17 protein-coding genes and 5 tRNA genes are annotated in these 14,889 nt (G+C 55.2%); 5 read left to right on the top strand and 17 right to left on the bottom strand.

The window, feature by feature from the left end:
- Positions 1-4: 4 nt before the first annotated feature.
- From rplK to NFR47_RS02785, 8 genes are all read right to left on the bottom strand, one after another.
- A complete protein-coding gene (gene rplK / locus NFR47_RS02750) occupies positions 5-445 on the bottom strand; it encodes a 50S ribosomal protein L11 (RefSeq protein WP_251214053.1) in 441 nt (146 codons plus the stop codon).
- A 15-nt stretch (positions 446-460) separates the two neighbouring features.
- Positions 461-1,021, bottom strand: a complete 561-nt coding sequence (gene nusG / locus NFR47_RS02755; RefSeq protein ID WP_251214054.1) for a transcription termination/antitermination protein NusG — start codon at positions 1,019-1,021, stop codon at positions 461-463.
- Between the two features lie 15 nt (positions 1,022-1,036).
- Positions 1,037-1,234 carry a preprotein translocase subunit SecE gene (gene secE, locus NFR47_RS02760; protein ID WP_251214055.1) on the bottom strand — a complete coding sequence of 66 codons (198 nt, stop codon included), beginning with the start codon at positions 1,232-1,234 and terminating at the stop codon, positions 1,037-1,039.
- Positions 1,235-1,257: 23 nt separating this feature from the next.
- Positions 1,258-1,328: transfer RNA gene (locus NFR47_RS02765), tRNA-Trp, on the bottom strand.
- Between the two features lie 46 nt (positions 1,329-1,374).
- Positions 1,375-2,562: an elongation factor Tu gene (tuf, locus tag NFR47_RS02770; protein WP_251214056.1), complete on the bottom strand. Its 1,188-nt coding sequence runs from the start codon at positions 2,560-2,562 to the stop codon at positions 1,375-1,377.
- Positions 2,563-2,679: 117 nt separating this feature from the next.
- Positions 2,680-2,752 (bottom strand) — tRNA-Gly (locus tag NFR47_RS02775).
- Between the two features lie 129 nt (positions 2,753-2,881).
- A tRNA-Tyr gene (locus NFR47_RS02780) sits at positions 2,882-2,964 on the bottom strand.
- A gap of 198 nt (positions 2,965-3,162) precedes the next feature.
- A tRNA-Thr gene (locus NFR47_RS02785) sits at positions 3,163-3,236 on the bottom strand.
- A 385-nt stretch (positions 3,237-3,621) separates the two neighbouring features.
- Between NFR47_RS02785 and NFR47_RS02790 the strand changes: the two genes are divergently transcribed.
- Positions 3,622-4,137, top strand: coding sequence for a GNAT family N-acetyltransferase (locus NFR47_RS02790; protein WP_251214057.1), 516 nt, complete (start codon positions 3,622-3,624; stop codon positions 4,135-4,137).
- Between the two features lie 107 nt (positions 4,138-4,244).
- Here the strand turns inward: NFR47_RS02790 and NFR47_RS02795 are convergent, their stop codons facing one another.
- Positions 4,245-5,102, bottom strand: a complete 858-nt coding sequence (locus NFR47_RS02795) for a Cbp1 family collagen-binding glycoprotein adhesin (protein WP_251214058.1) — start codon at positions 5,100-5,102, stop codon at positions 4,245-4,247.
- 157 nt (positions 5,103-5,259) lie between these two features.
- Between NFR47_RS02795 and NFR47_RS02800 the strand changes: the two genes are divergently transcribed.
- The gene (locus NFR47_RS02800) at positions 5,260-5,463 is read left to right on the top strand and encodes a tautomerase family protein (protein ID WP_251214059.1); all 204 of its coding nucleotides are present in this window, start codon (positions 5,260-5,262) and stop codon (positions 5,461-5,463) included.
- Between the two features lie 107 nt (positions 5,464-5,570).
- Here NFR47_RS02800 and NFR47_RS02805 read toward each other — a convergent pair whose 3' ends face one another.
- Positions 5,571-5,837, bottom strand: coding sequence for a type B 50S ribosomal protein L31 (locus tag NFR47_RS02805; protein WP_019149403.1), 267 nt, complete (start codon positions 5,835-5,837; stop codon positions 5,571-5,573).
- A gap of 271 nt (positions 5,838-6,108) precedes the next feature.
- On the opposite strand from NFR47_RS02805, the gene NFR47_RS02810 reads away from it, so the two are divergent.
- A tRNA-Ile gene (locus NFR47_RS02810) sits at positions 6,109-6,185 on the top strand.
- Between the two features lie 54 nt (positions 6,186-6,239).
- Here NFR47_RS02810 and NFR47_RS02815 read toward each other — a convergent pair.
- Genes NFR47_RS02815 through NFR47_RS02830 form a run of 4 tightly spaced genes read right to left on the bottom strand, consistent with a single transcriptional unit; the run spans position 6,240 to position 10,051 of the window.
- Positions 6,240-7,205 carry a hypothetical protein gene (locus NFR47_RS02815; protein ID WP_251214060.1) on the bottom strand — a complete coding sequence of 322 codons (966 nt, stop codon included), beginning with the start codon at positions 7,203-7,205 and terminating at the stop codon, positions 6,240-6,242.
- 12 nt (positions 7,206-7,217) lie between these two features.
- Entirely contained in the window at positions 7,218-8,168 is a 951-nt protein-coding gene (locus NFR47_RS02820; protein WP_251214061.1) for a DUF6175 family protein, read from the bottom strand.
- Positions 8,169-8,186: 18 nt separating this feature from the next.
- On the bottom strand, positions 8,187-8,714 hold the full coding sequence (locus NFR47_RS02825; RefSeq protein ID WP_251214062.1) for a hypothetical protein: 528 nt from the start codon (positions 8,712-8,714) through the stop codon (positions 8,187-8,189).
- 8 nt (positions 8,715-8,722) lie between these two features.
- On the bottom strand, positions 8,723-10,051 hold the full coding sequence (locus NFR47_RS02830; RefSeq protein ID WP_251214063.1) for a hypothetical protein: 1,329 nt from the start codon (positions 10,049-10,051) through the stop codon (positions 8,723-8,725).
- A 496-nt stretch (positions 10,052-10,547) separates the two neighbouring features.
- On the opposite strand from NFR47_RS02830, the gene NFR47_RS02835 reads away from it, so the two are divergent.
- Together NFR47_RS02835 and NFR47_RS02840 are read left to right on the top strand one after the other, a co-directional pair.
- Entirely contained in the window at positions 10,548-10,919 is a 372-nt protein-coding gene (locus NFR47_RS02835; protein ID WP_251214064.1) for a DUF3127 domain-containing protein, read from the top strand.
- Positions 10,920-11,026: 107 nt separating this feature from the next.
- A complete protein-coding gene (locus tag NFR47_RS02840) occupies positions 11,027-11,998 on the top strand; it encodes a dihydroorotate dehydrogenase-like protein (protein ID WP_251214065.1) in 972 nt (323 codons plus the stop codon).
- Positions 11,999-12,003: 5 nt separating this feature from the next.
- On the opposite strand, the gene NFR47_RS02845 is transcribed toward NFR47_RS02840, so the two are convergent.
- From NFR47_RS02845 to rny, 3 genes are all read right to left on the bottom strand, one after another.
- Complete coding sequence (locus NFR47_RS02845; RefSeq protein WP_251214066.1) at positions 12,004-12,627, bottom strand: HD domain-containing protein; 624 nt, start codon at positions 12,625-12,627, stop codon at positions 12,004-12,006.
- Positions 12,628-12,705: 78 nt separating this feature from the next.
- Complete coding sequence (locus NFR47_RS02850; protein ID WP_251214067.1) at positions 12,706-13,068, bottom strand: DUF805 domain-containing protein; 363 nt, start codon at positions 13,066-13,068, stop codon at positions 12,706-12,708.
- A gap of 102 nt (positions 13,069-13,170) precedes the next feature.
- A complete protein-coding gene (rny, locus tag NFR47_RS02855; protein WP_251214068.1) occupies positions 13,171-14,715 on the bottom strand; it encodes a ribonuclease Y in 1,545 nt (514 codons plus the stop codon).
- Positions 14,716-14,889 lie beyond the last annotated feature (174 nt).

Raw genomic sequence — 14,889 nt, forward strand, 5'->3', positions numbered from 1 at the left:
TCGATTACATGTTAGGAAATTCACCAACGACACTGATACCCATGCTGCGGGCAGTACCGGCAACCATGCGCATGGCCGATTCCAGCGTGAAGCAGTTCATGTCAGGCATCTTGTCCTGTGCAATGGCGCGTACCTGTTCCCACGTCACCTGTCCCACCTTGTCGCGGTTGGGCTGTGCGGAACCTTTCTGCACCTTCGCTGCTTCTTTCAGCTGTACAGCTACGGGCGGCTGTTTCACGACGAAGTCGAACGACTTGTCGCTGTAAACCGTGATGATTACCGGAAGAACCTTTCCAGCCTTGTCCTGCGTACGGGCATTGAACTGCTTGCAGAAGTCCATGATATTGACTCCCTTGGAGCCCAATGCGGGACCAACCGGGGGCGAAGGATTGGCGGCACCGCCTTTTATCTGCAATTTAATAAATGCAGCAACCTCTTTTGCCATAGTTTTCCTTGGTTTTTATTCTTTTTCTACTTGGGTGAAACTCAACTCCATAGGAGTTTTGCGCCCGAATATCTTCACCGATACCGTGAGTTTCTTGCGCTCGTTGTCGACGGCTTCGATGGTTCCCTGGAAGCTTGAGAAAGGGCCATCGGTGACCTTTACGGTCTCGCCGGCGAAGAACGGTATTTCGTTTTCCTCCTCCATGGCGTTCATTTCGTCGACACGGCCCAAGATGCGCGCCACCTCCTGTGGACGGAGGGGTGTCGCGTGCATCGAGCGGCTGTCTTCTTTCGTATCGCCGAGAAATCCCAGCACATTGGGAGTATTACGAATCAATATGGGAATCTGCCCCACGAATGCGGCCTCCACCAACACATAACCCGGGTAGGAGACTTTTTCCTTGGAGACTTTCTTGCCGTTGCGGATCGTGTAGACTTTTTCGGTCGGGATAAGTACCTGGGATATGTAGTCTTCCAGGTGGTTGTGGCGAATTTCGGCCTCCAGATATTCCTTGACCTTGTTCTCCTTTCCGCCGATCGCGCGGACAACGTACCACTGTTTCTGTATTTCGCTCATCTTGCAGCTTGCCGTTTAGCGACCCAGATTTCCCAGTGTCTTGTAGATGGCACCCATCAGGTTCTCGAACGAGAGGTCCATCGCCAATACAACGACCGCAAAGATGACCGAGGCCACCATCACCACTACCGTCGAGCTTTGCAGCTGCTGGAACGTGGGCCACGTCACTTTGTTCACAAGTTCGTTGTACGCTTCTTTGAAATAGTTGAACATATCTTGCTCTTCTTTATTCTTTGCAGGAGCAGAGAGATTCGAACTCCCATCAACGGTTTTGGAGACCGCTATTCTACCCTTGAACTATGCTCCTAAGTCGGGAACGGCCCGAAGCCGCTCCCTTTTATCCGATGCGTGAATTACTTCACGATCTTCAGAATCTGACCGGCACCTACCGTGCGGCCGCCTTCGCGGATCGCGAAACGCAGACCCTCGTTCAGGGCTACCGGGTAGATCAGCTTCACGTTGATGGTCACGTGGTCGCCGGGCATCACCATGTCCACGCCTGCGGGCAGGTGTACCTCACCCGTTACGTCCATCGTACGCAGGTAGAACTGGGGACGATAGTTGTTGTGGAACGGCGTGTGGCGGCCGCCTTCTTCTTTCTTCAGAATGTAGACCTCGGCCTCGAATTCGGTGTGCGGGGTGATCGAGCCCGGCTTGGCTACTACCATACCGCGCTTAACCTCCTTCTTGTCGATACCGCGGAGCAGCAGACCTACGTTGTCGCCGGCCTCACCTTCGTCGAGCAGCTTGCGGAACATTTCCACACCCGTGCAGGTCGACGTCAGCGTCTTCTCCTCCAGACCGATGATTTCTACGGGATCGCCTACGTGGATCACACCCGTTTCGATACGGCCCGTTACTACGGTACCGCGGCCCGTGATCGAGAATACGTCCTCGACAGGCATCAGGAACGGCTTCTCGTTCTCACGCTGCGGGATGGGGATGTATTCGTCGACAGCATTCATCAGCTCCATGATCTTGTCTTCCCACTGAGCTTCGCCGTTCAGACCACCGAGGGCCGAGCCACGGATGATGGGAGCGTTGTCGCCGTCGTATTCGTACTTCGACAGCAGGTCGCGTACTTCCATTTCAACGAGGTCGAGCATCTCGGCGTCGTCTACCATATCGCACTTGTTCAGGAACACTACGATACGCGGTACGTTCACCTGGCGGGCGAGCAGTACGTGTTCGTTGGTCTGGGGCATCGGACCGTCCGTAGCGGCTACTACCAGGATGGCACCGTCCATCTGAGCGGCACCCGTTACCATGTTCTTCACATAGTCGGCGTGACCCGGGCAGTCTACGTGAGCATAGTGGCGGTTGGCCGTCTGATACTCTACGTGCGAGGTGTTGATCGTGATACCGCGTTCCTTCTCTTCGGGTGCGTTGTCGATCGAGTCGAACGAGCGCAGTTCCGACAGACCTTTCTTAGCAAGAACGGTCGTAATTGCAGCGGTAAGGGTCGTCTTACCGTGGTCTACGTGACCGATGGTACCGATGTTGACATGCGGTTTCGAGCGGTCGAATTTTTCTTTTGCCATAGTGTTTAAGTATTAAGTTCTGTTAAAAGTTTCAAAGTTCCGAAATCCATTTCGCGCCATAGGCGGCAACGCCCCGTCCCCTCTCCCGAAAGGATTTCCGGCACTGCCCGCCCTCAGAGCGGAAGACGAGGCTCAAACTCGCGACCCTCAGCTTGGAAGGCTGATGCTCTATCAACTGAGCTACTTCCGCAAATTCCGCTTCTCCGTGCCCCGCAGGGCCGTATCCGCAAAAATATACCGTATCGGAGCAACTCCCCTTGCGCGCCGTCGCTTCGCAGCGACATCCGAAGGTTTTGCAACTCCAACCGGTTTTCTCAAGTGGGAAGTGATGGATTCGAACCACCGTAGGCGTACGCCAGCAGATTTACAGTCTGCCCCATTTGACCGCTCTGGTAACTTCCCTTTTTTCTCCTCCGAGGAGGTGTCGTCCCGCCGGGCCTTTCAGACCAAGGCTCCGTCTTCATCGCCGATTCCGCTTTCAAGAGTTCCGAAGCTCATTCGCCCCTCCTCTTTTCCGGCCCCGGATTCCCGGCCTCGGGCCTCTCAGTCCTCCGACTCTTTCGCCCGGTTTCCTCTCGGCCCCCTCGCGTCGGCTTTCCGAGCCGATGGAGGGATTCGAACCCCCGACCAGCTGATTACAAATCAGCTGCTCTGGCCAACTGAGCTACATCGGCAGAATCAACCGTTTTGGATTGCAAAAGTAGGTATAAAAAATTGATTGCGCAAATATTCAATGAATTTTTTTCTACTTTTTCATCTTTCTCAAAGAACCTCGTCGCGGTCCGTCCGTTACGGGACGAAACCGGGTGCAAAGGTAGAAATTTTTTTGAATTCCGCAACAGATTGCCCGAAAAATATCATCGGCTCCTTTTCTGTCCGCTCCCAGTCTTCCGTCCTCGTCCTCCGCTTCCGTCCATACCTTATATTATAGGCAGGCTCTTGGTCGTTCCGTCCGGTTTCGTTATCTTTGACTTTGTCTTAGATACTTCGTCTCGGCATAAACAAGCTATCGCTTGCTTTTGCTCTCGACTTTACCTATCTTTGTCAAAAGTCTCCGCCATGATTCCCCTTTTCGGTCCTTACGCGCTCCGGCCCTTGCAGCCCGGCGACACATCCGATATTTTCCGCGCTATCGACACCCAGCGTCCTTACCTCGGATTGTGGCTGCCGTTCGTCGCCCTCACTTTGCGCGAGGAGGATACCCGCGCATTCGTCGGGTCCGCGCTCGCCGATACCGCCAACCCCGTCTATACCATCCGCGCCGGCACTCTTTTCGCCGGGCTCATCGGGTTCAAGTCCGCCGACCACGTCACCCGTACCATCGAAATCGGTTATTGGCTTTGCGAGGAGTACCAGCACCGGGGTATCGTCACCGCCGCCGTCCGTGCGCTCCGGCACATCGCTTTCGGGGAGTTCGGCATGCGGCGCATCGAGATTCGTTGCGCCACAGGCAACCTCCCCAGCAACCGCATCCCTCTGCGGCTCGGAATGTCGCTCGACAGGGTCGAGCCGCACGCTGAGCAGCTTTCGTCCGGTCAATGGGTCGACCTCAACGTCTACGTTTCCGACAAATAGCCGCCCCGCCAACCCCGTCTATACCATCCGCGCCTAAAGCCCTCCCGGCAATATCCACCCACAAAAAAGCCCCCGCCGAAGCAGGGGCCGTTCCAAAGCGCATCATTTTATTTACCACTTATTATCAGCACTTTCGACGATTCCCAGAACCGTTCCGGATCGTTGACTCGCAGTTTCTCCACCCGTTTGTCCGGTCCCGTCACCAGTTCGTAGCTGTCCCGCGGGTGCGTCGTCACAACGGTCGCTTTCTTCCACCCCACCGGGATTTCCGTCAGCAGCCGCGCGTCGGCCTGCGTGAAGCTATCCATCGCGCCGTTGCGGTTCACGGTCAGCGTGCGGCCGATAAAGCCCTCTTTGTTAAGAATCTGCGCATCGAGCAGTTCTCTTTCCGCGCCCACTATATAGTAAACGGTGTTCAGCCGGTTTTCCAGCGACGTGTTTTCTTCCCCGAGCTTTGCTGCCACGGCTTCGCCTTCGGCCAGGCGACCCAGCAGTTGTTCCACCTCCCGTTCGCGTTCGGTCAGTTCTCCGCGCAGGGCTTCCACTTCGGCCGTCTTCTTCGACAGCTGGTCTTCCATATCGACGATTATCTTCTCCAGAGCCCCTACCTTGATGTTCGATTTCCGGAGCTGTCCGGCCGCATTCTGCAGCGACGCTATCTTCGTCCGGTTTTCTTCCAGCAGTCGGTCTATCGCCGCTATATCGCTGTTTATCTGTTGAATCGGACGGGTTCCGCCTTCGCCGTCTTCCGGTATCGTTATCAGATTCTCGCGCATCTTGATTTCCGCCAGATTGCCCGCTATGGCGTGTATGTCTTCAAATACAAGGCTTATCAGCGAATCTTTTTCGCTCACCACGCCCGACAGCGAGTCGCATTGCCCCGCCATGTCGAGCACCACCCGTTTGCGCACGCACGACGTCAGTGCGCACAGCAACAGCGCCGTTACAATCAGATACTTTTTCATCTTTTCCTTTTTTTGCTTAGTCTTCGCAAAGATATGGATTATTGTTCGATGTTGTTCAAAAATCGTTTCGTCCGGACAAGTTCCGGCTTTGTCTGTCCTCGTCGGGCATCATTCGGATTTTATGTCGTATCTTTGACCGAAACAATCATTTCCCGCCATGCCTTATATCTCCATCGAGTGCGGTCCGTTGACCGCCGCGCAGAAACAAGCCCTCATCGAAAAGGTCACTTTCGCCGCAGCCGAAGCCACTTCCATTCCGCAGCAGTTCTTCATGGTCTCCGTCAAGGAGTTGCCCGATAGTTCGTTCACCATCGGCGGCCGGACCATCGACCGCATCAAGGCCGAATTCGGCGAGCGCTAAATAAGCAACGCGCCCCCAAGCCCCCTCAGCCCCCTTGGCAGGCCCCTGAATACAGAACGGGCCGCAACTCCGTGCGGCCCGTCCGTTCTCTCATTCGCGAGTTTTTCTTACTTCGCGTTCTTCTTATCGTAGCGTTTTGCGTAGCGGCTCATAAACTTATCGACGCGACCGGCGGTGTCTACCAACTTCATCTTGCCCGTGTAAAACGGGTGCGAGGTGTTGGAAATTTCCATCTTATACACGGGATAGGTTTCGCCGTTCACTTCGATGGTCTCTTTTGTCGAAACGGCGGACCGACACAAAAACACGTGGTCGTTGGACATGTCCTTGAACGCCACCAAACGATAATTTTCCGGATGAATACCCTTTTTCATTTGTCGTTTTTGTTTTTTTGGTTTGTGCTTTCGCGCCACAAAGGTAATAAAAATTCGCGATTCCCATCCACAATCCGCATTTATTTTCGTCTGCCCGTCTAAATAACGGGACCACCTTGCTCCCCATAGGGTTACACCCCAATCGAATCCCCGTCGCCAACCCCTCCTATGTTCCGGCTTCCGCACGTTCTTTTTTCGGCGCTCCGTATTTGCGCATTCCGGATTGTTTTTCTATCTTTGCAGCCGTCTTCGGGCGGTCTTCCGCCCGTCCGGGCCCATAGCTCAGTCGGTCAGAGCAGCGGACTCATAATCCGAAGGTCGTGGGATCATGCCCCTCTGGGCCCACCAGGCAAAAGCCGGTATCTTGATAAGATACCGGCTTTTGTTCAATCGCCGCCAATCCTACCACCAGCTCAATACCGTAGTATAATATACCGGACGGTTCGCTTCCGCCGCTGCTATTTCTTTGGCAGCCTGCATCGCCGTTTGCGCCAGCGCAGCCTCTTCCCGGTTTTGCTTCACTTGTTCCGTCCATTCCCGGTCCGCCAATTCCTTTACCCGCGATTTCATTTCGCTTTGGAGTTTCGCCGCTCCCGGTGCCGACGAAGACAAGGGGTGTACTCCGGCAAGCCATTCGCCCGCTTCGGTTGCCCCCGTTGCATCGGGCGATGCCGCCCAGGCTCCCGTCGCCCGCGCCAGAGCCTCAGCCGATTCCTGGTCTATCTTCCTTTGATAGACGGTTCCTACATGTTTCATCGCCCGCGCATGCGCATCCGCACACACGGTCGGAACCCCCATCAGCAGTGCCAGCGCCCGCTCATGCTCCCCTTTTCCGCTCAAGGCATCCGCTTCCTTGATTATGAAGTCGATATGGGTATTATAATAGGCTATGATCTTCTCTTTTCCGTCTCCAACGAATTTCGCGAAATCAGGATTGTTCAGATTGATGTTTTTCAGCGCTTGCATGTAGGACTTCTCTTCATTCTGCCCCACTCCCTTGACCGCAGGCAGGGTCAGCGACGCAAACAGCGTTCCGTCGCTCAAGTCTCCAATATAGAACGTAGGCGACAGCACCGTGGCTACCATCGGCGGGGCCGTCGGTGTAATTTCCCGGCTCACAACGTCTGCGTTCAAGGTCAGTATAAAGCGCCCGCAGGCCGAGGTTCCCAGCCCCATGCGGGTTACGGCCGCACGCATTTTCGATCGCATAAGGTTGGACGACGCCGTCGGTATGTTCGAGTTCTCGGCAATGAACGGGGTCAAAGCCACCCGGCCTACATCATCCGTTTTGCCCGCATTGTTCTGCGCCGAAACCGCTCCCGCCAGCAGGAGCAGCACAGGAATCACAAGTATTCGAGTCAGTTTCATGGTTCTTTATTCTTATTTGCCTCCTATGACAAGCGTCGCCTGCCCCAGTCCTTTGGTCATCAGTTTGGTTTCTATCCCGTATTCCCGCCGCAACATCCCTTGGAGACCCCGGGCGAACGACCGGGCATCCAGCGCACGGCCTTTTTCATTGACCATCGGGATACGCACTTCTTCAAAAAACATCATGTCCGCCGTAGCATCCGTCGTATTGAAGCGTCCGCCTGCGCAATGTTCCGCCAGCCAGTCTTCAACCAACACGCCCAGTTCTTCTTCTTCCGGACCGAGTGCCGACTCGAAATCATATTCGCATTCGTCGAAACGTTTCATCCGCAGCGTTATTTCGCGACCGTTTTCAAACCAGTCGTTGAACTTGCCAAGCAGCTGTTCATTGAATGTGTCGATATGTTGTATGACCGCTTCGGCCAGCAATACGGCTACGTCGGCCCCCATGGAGGGTTGTCCGGTTCCTTGTCCGTTGGCAATCTGCTTGTCCGTATAGGCATCTACGCCCGAGATGTTGAACGTCACTTCGCTGCGGGGCCCCATCGAAGCCGTGCGCCAATAGACATACATCAGTATATCTGCTTTCGCCGTCTTTTTAAGTTTGTCAAGCGGTGTTTCCGACAATTCGCTCCCGGTCTTGGAGGTCAGCATCGCATCTTCAGCTGCTTCGGCGTCCAGCGTTCTGAGCGCCTGTTCCAGCAGCTTCAGATCGAAACCGCGTTCGGACATCATCTGGCCGATTTTCGCAATCACCAGTGAAAGATCGGCATCGCCTTGCAGCGCAGCTTTGTAGTCCGGAAGCGAACGCACGGCCCCCATATCGTCGAAATCCATCATATAGCCGCGTTCCCGACACCATACGTCCGAAGGCAAGACCATCAGCGTCGGTTTTTTCGCCTGCCCGAATGCCAGGCAGACATTCAGCGCCAGAAGCGCCAGCAAAAGTGTTTTCTTAAGCATATTAAGTCCATTTGTTTTTTAGAATCCGGTATTCAGGGCGCGAATCATGCCCGCATCTTCAAGATACCGACGCAAGGCAGGAACATTGACCACCACACGTACACTAATCTTGTATTCCTTGCCGAGTTTGATCGTCTCGTTCAGTCCGGCGTTCGTTTCCGTTACAAAACGCATGAAGTCTCCGCCCGTTTCAAAAAATCCAGCGAAGAATTTTTCTTGTTCGGGCGTAAGCGTCGACGAGGGGAACAGCGCTTTGATGCCAGGCGTGCGGCCGTCCTGTGCAGCCGGTATCCCTTTGAATACGGTCGTATGTACCGCGTTTTTCTTGCATTGTTCCATCGCCACGACCGGTTTCTTCGAGAAACTCGATATTTTCAGTTCATACGATTTGTCGGCTTTCTTGGCTACGGTCTCTATCTCGTAACGCCACTCCTGAGTTTGTTTGTCGGCTTTCTTTCTTGCCGCTTTCTGTGCGGATGCATTGAAAATGCACCCGCAGCAGAAAAGAGACAGGATGAAAGTCAGTAAGCTGAATTTCATTGCCATGTAGGTATTTATTTCGTAGTTTGACGAAGCAGCATGCCGGGATACAGGTTCTTGGCCTTTCCCTTGAAGGTCGTTCGGGTCGCTGCATCCTCCCCGACTTCTTCGCTCCCGTCCGTAATGTTGTTGCCTACGGTTTCCACTTCAAGCAACGCTTTGCGTTTGTAGTCTACCTTGTTCGTCTTGGGATTGATAGTCTTCTCCAGCACTTCGTACTTGTCTCCTTTTTCAACGCATTCTTTCGTGCCGATGTCGGCCGTCAGCGGGTCGACACCCGTCAGCGGGGTCTTCGTCCGGAACACTTCGTATTTGCGTTCAAGTTTGGCCAGCACCTTTTCCATCGCACGGTTGGTCGCCAGTCGGATGGCTTCTTCTTTCGCGAATTTGTTGCCCAATACGTTGGCATAGGCGTTTTCGCTGCCGATATACTTCAGGCGGAAGCAGTCCAGCGAGTTGAATCCGTCGACGTTCCAATTCGATTCTACGGCTTGCTGCACTTCGTCGTCCCATACCAGTTGATAAAGATAGGTCGTGGTGTAAATCACATAGCCGTCCCCGATCACCTGTTTCGCCGCAATCGCTGCCGCAGTCGCCGCGGTCATTGCTGCCGTAAAGGCCTGCGCCGGCAGATATTGGGCTACTATCTCCGTGTCTTCTATAATTTCGTCATACATGTCCTGACCGTTCATATAGCGGAATCGCGTAACTACGGCAAACGTATTGTTCAGCAGTTCGTAGCCAGCATCGTCCGCAATCTGATTGAAAACGCCCCTGCTGCTCCCTTCGGCCGCAACTTTCTCGGTCTGGGTCGCGTTGAAGTTGGCGCGTTCGCGCAACAGATCGACCGATAGCTCGTCCGGTGTCTGGGGATTTACAAACCACTTCGCGAACATCTCTTTCGCCATTCCGCTTTGGTTCAGATATTTCCACGCGGCAACCGGCGAATTCTTCTTTGTCGGGCCGAATTGCTTGAATTCGGTCGTCGTGCCGCCCATCAGTCCGCCCAGTGCCTTGCCGAAGCCTCCGTTTTTTTTCTTGGTGCCGGTAGCCGTGGCGTAGGCTTCATGATCTGCATCGGTTATTTCCATCGAATTAAGCGTGAACGAGCGAAGTTCGGCCGCTACATTGTGGTCGTTGTACTTGACAGGAACGGTCATTTCCGTGAATGCCTGCCGGAATATCGAAGTTATCTCCGCATCGCCTTCCGACACGTCCAGCATGATGAAATTGAGCGAATTGCGGCGGTATTCCGGAATTTCCGTCCCTTTCGGAGCCGACGCCGCATTCGCCACGCTGCACATCAGACACATGGCAGCACTGAAAAACAGAGTTTTTTTCATAAACGTAAATTGTTTGGGTGCATCCCCGGTTCCTGCGATGCGTTTTTCCGAATACAGAAAGTGTGGAGCCGGATTTCGTCTATCCAACGGAAGGTTGTGGAATGACCCGAATTGAAATAAACGACGCAATGCCCCACACTCGAATAGATATGGGGCATAGGGGCACAGAGATGCCCGCCGCATGATCTAAACAAGAAATGAGTGCTGTTCGTCTATCCTTCAATTCTGAAAACTTCCACATTTTCCGTCGAGGACAGTGCGAAAACACTTTCCGATATGTCGCTGCACCCGCGGCACAGCATCACAAAGATAGTAAAGTTTTCGCAAAGAGCAACACGCATTTCCGGGGACATTGCGTCAATCGGGCCGAAAATAGTATTTTCGGTCATTCGTTCGATTCGCGTTGTCTTCGTCAAACATATCGGGAAAAATGCGGACTTCGTTTGGTTTTCCGCTTGCCTTGCGCTACCTTTGCAGAAAATAAATCTGCAAGACTATGGAATTTGAAGGAACCGTTTACAAAATAATGCCCGTCACCAAGGGCACTTCGGCCCGCGGCGAATGGCAGCGGCAGGACGTCGTCTTCGAGTACAACGACGGCGGGCAGTTCTCGCGCAAGATTTGCGTCACGTTCTTCAACCGACCCGACGATGCCGCCAAGCTGCGCGAGGGCGCCGCTTACAGCGTCTCCGTCAATATCGAGTCGCGCGAATACAACGGGCGTTGGTATACCGACATCCGGGCTTGGCGGCTCCAGCCCAAGCAGGCCGAGGCGCCCGCCGCGCCGATGCCCGACATGCCGCCCATCCCCGAGGAGCCGTCTTTCGCTTCGGCACCCGCCGCCGAGGTCGACGACCTCCCGTTCTGATACGGCCCCGCAAAGCGTATGACTTCGGTCCGAACTGGACCGAAGTTTTTTTTGTCTCCGTTAAAAGTCGGCATAATAATGGCGGGGCTTTTCTTAAAACGCCATTCATGAAAACGCATTACCTCGGGTTGGAGCTCTCCTCTCCGGTCATCGTCGCCAGTTCGCCATATACCGCCACTTCCGCCAACATCCAGAAGTGCGCCGCTTTCGGAGCCGGGGCCGTCGTGCTCAAGTCCATCTTCGAGGAGCAGGTGCTGCGGCAGGCCGCCGCTTCCGATTTCGAGCCGCAGGGTATGGGCGATTCGGGCGAATACCTCGAGCGTTATCTCGACGACGCGTACAAACTCGAATTCCTCCGGCTGATAAGCGACGCCCGCCGGACCGGACTTCCGGTCATCGCCAGCATCAATTGCATGTCGGCCGGAGCTGCGTGGACCGATTACGCCGTGGCCATGGTCGACGCCGGGGCTTCCGCCTTGGAGCTGAACATCTTTTTGCAGCCCGCCGACCCTTGCCGTCCCGCACAGGAAATCGAGTGCGAATACGCCGGCATCGTCCGGCAGGTGACCGCCGCGGTCTCCGTTCCCGTTTCCGTCAAGCTGCCCATGCGGCTCACCAACGTCTTGGCCATGGCCGAGACCCTGCGACATTGCGGGGCCCGGGGCGTGGTCCTGTTCAACCGCTTCTTCGAGCCCGACATCGACATCGAGCACCTTCGCTTCGTCGCCAGCGATCCTTTCAGCGCGCCCTCGGAGTTTCGCAACGTCCTGCGCAGCGCAGCGCTTTGTTCTTCCATGATTCCCGAATTGGATTTGTCCGTTTCGACCGGGGTCCACAATGGCGAAGCCGCCGTCAAAGCGCTTTTATGCGGTGCCCGCGCCGTCCAGGTCTGCACCGCCATCCACCTCTGCGGTTACGAGGTCATCGAGGCCATCGGCCGGTTCATCGACGAGTGGGCGGAGCGCCACGGTTTTTCGTCGCTCGACCAGTTTTACGGCAAGCTGAATTACGGCCAGATCGGCAACGCGCTTTTCCAGCGGGTGCAGTATATGAAGTACTTCCCTTCCAAGGTCGAATAGGCGTCTTACCGTCCCGTTTCTTCTTCGTATATCGCGGCGAACCGTGCGCGCAGAGCCGTCGCATCGCCCATCAGCGCCCGCAGTTCTTCAAGCCGCCGGGCATTTTCCGAATGGGGAATCCAAAGTTGCAGATAGCCGCCGTCGCCATATTTTCGCCACAGGTGTTCACAGCAACGGGCGTATTGTCCTTCGCGGTCCAGTTCCGGATAGTGTTCCAGCCCGTATTGAACCGTCCGCCGCAGTACCGTCCCGATTTCGATGCAGCGGTCCGCTTCGGCCACTATGCGGCCATAAATCGTGCGGGGCGCATGGTCCGACGACGCCCGGTGGTCTTCCACCGCATCGCACATGACGGTTATTTGCTCCTCCGAGAACCAGCGGCGCAGGTTCCGGTCCGCTGCAAGCAATTCGCCCGACCGAAGGTGGTGGCGCTCCCGTCCGTCCGCCAGCCCAAGGTCATGATAGGCCGCCACCGTGTAAACCATCTCCGCATCCACTTCATAGTGAGTGGCCAGTTCAAGGCTTCGGGCGATTACCATTCGGACGTGGTCCGTCCGATGGGCCGCATCGAATGCCTCGTAGCGAGGCAGGATTTCGGTTTCAATATAGGTGTGCAGGTCCATATTCATGCGGCAAAGTTACGAAAGATGCGACAAAAAAAGTCCGCCTTTCTCTCAAGGCGGACTTTGCATTCGGAGCGTCGGCGCTTAGGCTGCGGCGTTGCCCCATTTGTTGGCTTCGGCCTGCGAGGGCTGGCACCACCAGTAAATCAGCAGGATGGCTCCCACCAACGGGATCAGGCTGATCAGATAGAACCAGCCGCTCTTGCCCATGTCGTGCAGACGGCGGACACCGATACCCAGCATCGGGCACAGGATGGCCAGGCCGAACAGGCCCGAAAGAAGTCGCATGCCGATAATGCCGTCGATGATTCCCAGCACGATGTTGATTACAAAGGCAACCAGCACGAATTTCCAGAAATCGGCTACGTTCGTGCGGCCCTTGAAGTCAAAATACTGGCCTTTCACAGCGTTCAGAAATACGTTGAAAGCGGACTTGATAAAATCCATAATACAAAATGTTTGAGTTAAACAATTAATCAGTACCTACTCTTTTGCGGATTTTCGGTTGCTTCCGATATTTTCTTTTTGGCGATCCTGGTCGGTACCCGCTTATTTCGCGTACGACACCGCCCGTGTTTCCCGGATGACCGTTATCTTCACCTGACCCGGATAGGTCATTTCATCCTGGATTTTCTTGGCTATGTCGTGCGACAGACTCTCCGACTCCAGGTCGGTCAGTTTGTCGGCACCTACAATCACGCGCAGTTCGCGGCCCGCCTGAATCGCATAGGTCTTCACCACTCCCGGGTACGACAGCGCGATGTCCTCCATCTCTTTCAGCCGCTTGATGTAGCTCTCCACCACTTCGCGGCGGGCTCCCGGCCGGGCTCCCGATATGGCGTCGCACACCTGGATGATCGGGGCTATGAGCGAGGTCATCTCCACTTCGTCGTGGTGGGCTCCGATGGCGTTGCAGACTTCGGGTTTTTCCTTGAATTTCTCGGCCAGCTTCATGCCGATGATTGCGTGCGGCAGTTCGGGTTCGTCGTCGGGCACCTTGCCTATGTCATGCAGCAGTCCCGCACGGCGGGCGATTTTGGGGTTCAGCCCCAGTTCCGACGCCATGATTCCCGCCAGGTTCGCCGTCTCGCGGGCGTGTTGCAGCAGGTTCTGGCCGTACGACGAGCGGTATTTCATCTTGCCTATCATGCGGATGAGTTCCGGATGCAGACCGTGTATTCCCAAGTCGATGGTCGTGCGTTTGCCCACCTCCACAATCTCTTCTTCGATTTGTTTCTGCACCTTGGAGACCACTTCTTCGATGCGGGCCGGATGAATGCGGCCGTCGGTCACCAGCTGGTGCAGCGACAGGCGGGCGATTTCGCGGCGTACCGGGTCGAATCCGCTGAGGATGATAGCCTCCGGCGTGTCGTCCACAATGATTTCGATGCCCGTCGCAGCTTCCAGCGCACGGATATTGCGGCCCTCGCGGCCTATGATGCGGCCTTTCACTTCGTCGCTTTCGATGTTGAAGACCGTCACCGCGTTTTCGATGGCTGTCTCCGTCGCCACGCGTTGTATCGACGCCACGATGATTCGCTTGGCTTCCTTGGCCGCGGTCATCTTGGCTTCTTCGATGGTTTCGTTCACATAGGCCGCCGCTTCGCTCTTAGCTTCGGCCTTCATGTTTTCCACCAGGATGTTCTTCGCATCTTCCGAGCTGATGCCCGAAATCTGTTCCAGACGCAGGTTCTGCTCGCGGTGCAGGCGGTCGATCTCTTCCCGTTTGTGGTCGAGCAGCTGCATCTGGTTCTGCATCTGTTCCTTGAGTTCGTCGTTCGCACGCAGCTTCGCTTCCAGTTCGCGCTGCTGGTTCTGTATGTTTTGTTCAATGCGGCGGATTTCCTGTTCGGTCTGCACAATCTTCTGATTGCGTTCGTTGAACTGGCGGTCATGCTCGCTCTTGAGCTGCATGAACTTTTCCTTGGCCTGAAGGATTCGTTCCTTCTTGATCATTTCGGCTTCGGCTTCGGCTTCCCGGAGGGCTGTTTCGCGACGCTTGCGGATCGAGGTCCGGGCCACCATGTTGGTGACCGCGGCATAGACCGCCACAGCGCCGACAGCCGAGACGACTGCCCAGATAATGGTATCCATCGAGTATCTTCTGCTTTAGTTGGTTAAAAATATTGTCGGGTTCTCCCGCGCTGTCCCCTTGCGGGTGGGCGCGGAGTTCCCGGTGTATCAAAAAATCCGCATAGGATTCCTTAGTCTTGTTTGACGAATCTGCAAGATAAGTCATGTGCGGAGGCTCCGACAATCGCAACCTTC

The sequence above is a fragment of the Alistipes muris genome, assembly GCF_943193205.1.
Lineage (GTDB): Bacteria > Bacteroidota > Bacteroidia > Bacteroidales > Rikenellaceae > Alistipes > Alistipes muris.

Coding starts and splice junctions, on each gene's coding strand:
- rplK (WP_251214053.1), bottom strand. CDS start 445: ATGGCAAAAGAGGTTGCTGCATTTATTAAATTGCAGATAAAAGGCGGT.
- nusG (WP_251214054.1), bottom strand. CDS start 1,021: ATGAGCGAAATACAGAAACAGTGGTACGTTGTCCGCGCGATCGGCGGA.
- secE (WP_251214055.1), bottom strand. CDS start 1,234: ATGTTCAACTATTTCAAAGAAGCGTACAACGAACTTGTGAACAAAGTG.
- tuf (WP_251214056.1), bottom strand. CDS start 2,562: ATGGCAAAAGAAAAATTCGACCGCTCGAAACCGCATGTCAACATCGGT.
- NFR47_RS02790 (WP_251214057.1), top strand. CDS start 3,622: ATGATTCCCCTTTTCGGTCCTTACGCGCTCCGGCCCTTGCAGCCCGGC.
- NFR47_RS02795 (WP_251214058.1), bottom strand. CDS start 5,102: ATGAAAAAGTATCTGATTGTAACGGCGCTGTTGCTGTGCGCACTGACG.
- NFR47_RS02800 (WP_251214059.1), top strand. CDS start 5,260: ATGCCTTATATCTCCATCGAGTGCGGTCCGTTGACCGCCGCGCAGAAA.
- NFR47_RS02805 (WP_019149403.1), bottom strand. CDS start 5,837: ATGAAAAAGGGTATTCATCCGGAAAATTATCGTTTGGTGGCGTTCAAG.
- NFR47_RS02815 (WP_251214060.1), bottom strand. CDS start 7,205: ATGAAACTGACTCGAATACTTGTGATTCCTGTGCTGCTCCTGCTGGCG.
- NFR47_RS02820 (WP_251214061.1), bottom strand. CDS start 8,168: ATGCTTAAGAAAACACTTTTGCTGGCGCTTCTGGCGCTGAATGTCTGC.
- NFR47_RS02825 (WP_251214062.1), bottom strand. CDS start 8,714: ATGGCAATGAAATTCAGCTTACTGACTTTCATCCTGTCTCTTTTCTGC.
- NFR47_RS02830 (WP_251214063.1), bottom strand. CDS start 10,051: ATGAAAAAAACTCTGTTTTTCAGTGCTGCCATGTGTCTGATGTGCAGC.
- NFR47_RS02835 (WP_251214064.1), top strand. CDS start 10,548: ATGGAATTTGAAGGAACCGTTTACAAAATAATGCCCGTCACCAAGGGC.
- NFR47_RS02840 (WP_251214065.1), top strand. CDS start 11,027: ATGAAAACGCATTACCTCGGGTTGGAGCTCTCCTCTCCGGTCATCGTC.
- NFR47_RS02845 (WP_251214066.1), bottom strand. CDS start 12,627: ATGAATATGGACCTGCACACCTATATTGAAACCGAAATCCTGCCTCGC.
- NFR47_RS02850 (WP_251214067.1), bottom strand. CDS start 13,068: ATGGATTTTATCAAGTCCGCTTTCAACGTATTTCTGAACGCTGTGAAA.
- rny (WP_251214068.1), bottom strand. CDS start 14,715: ATGGATACCATTATCTGGGCAGTCGTCTCGGCTGTCGGCGCTGTGGCG.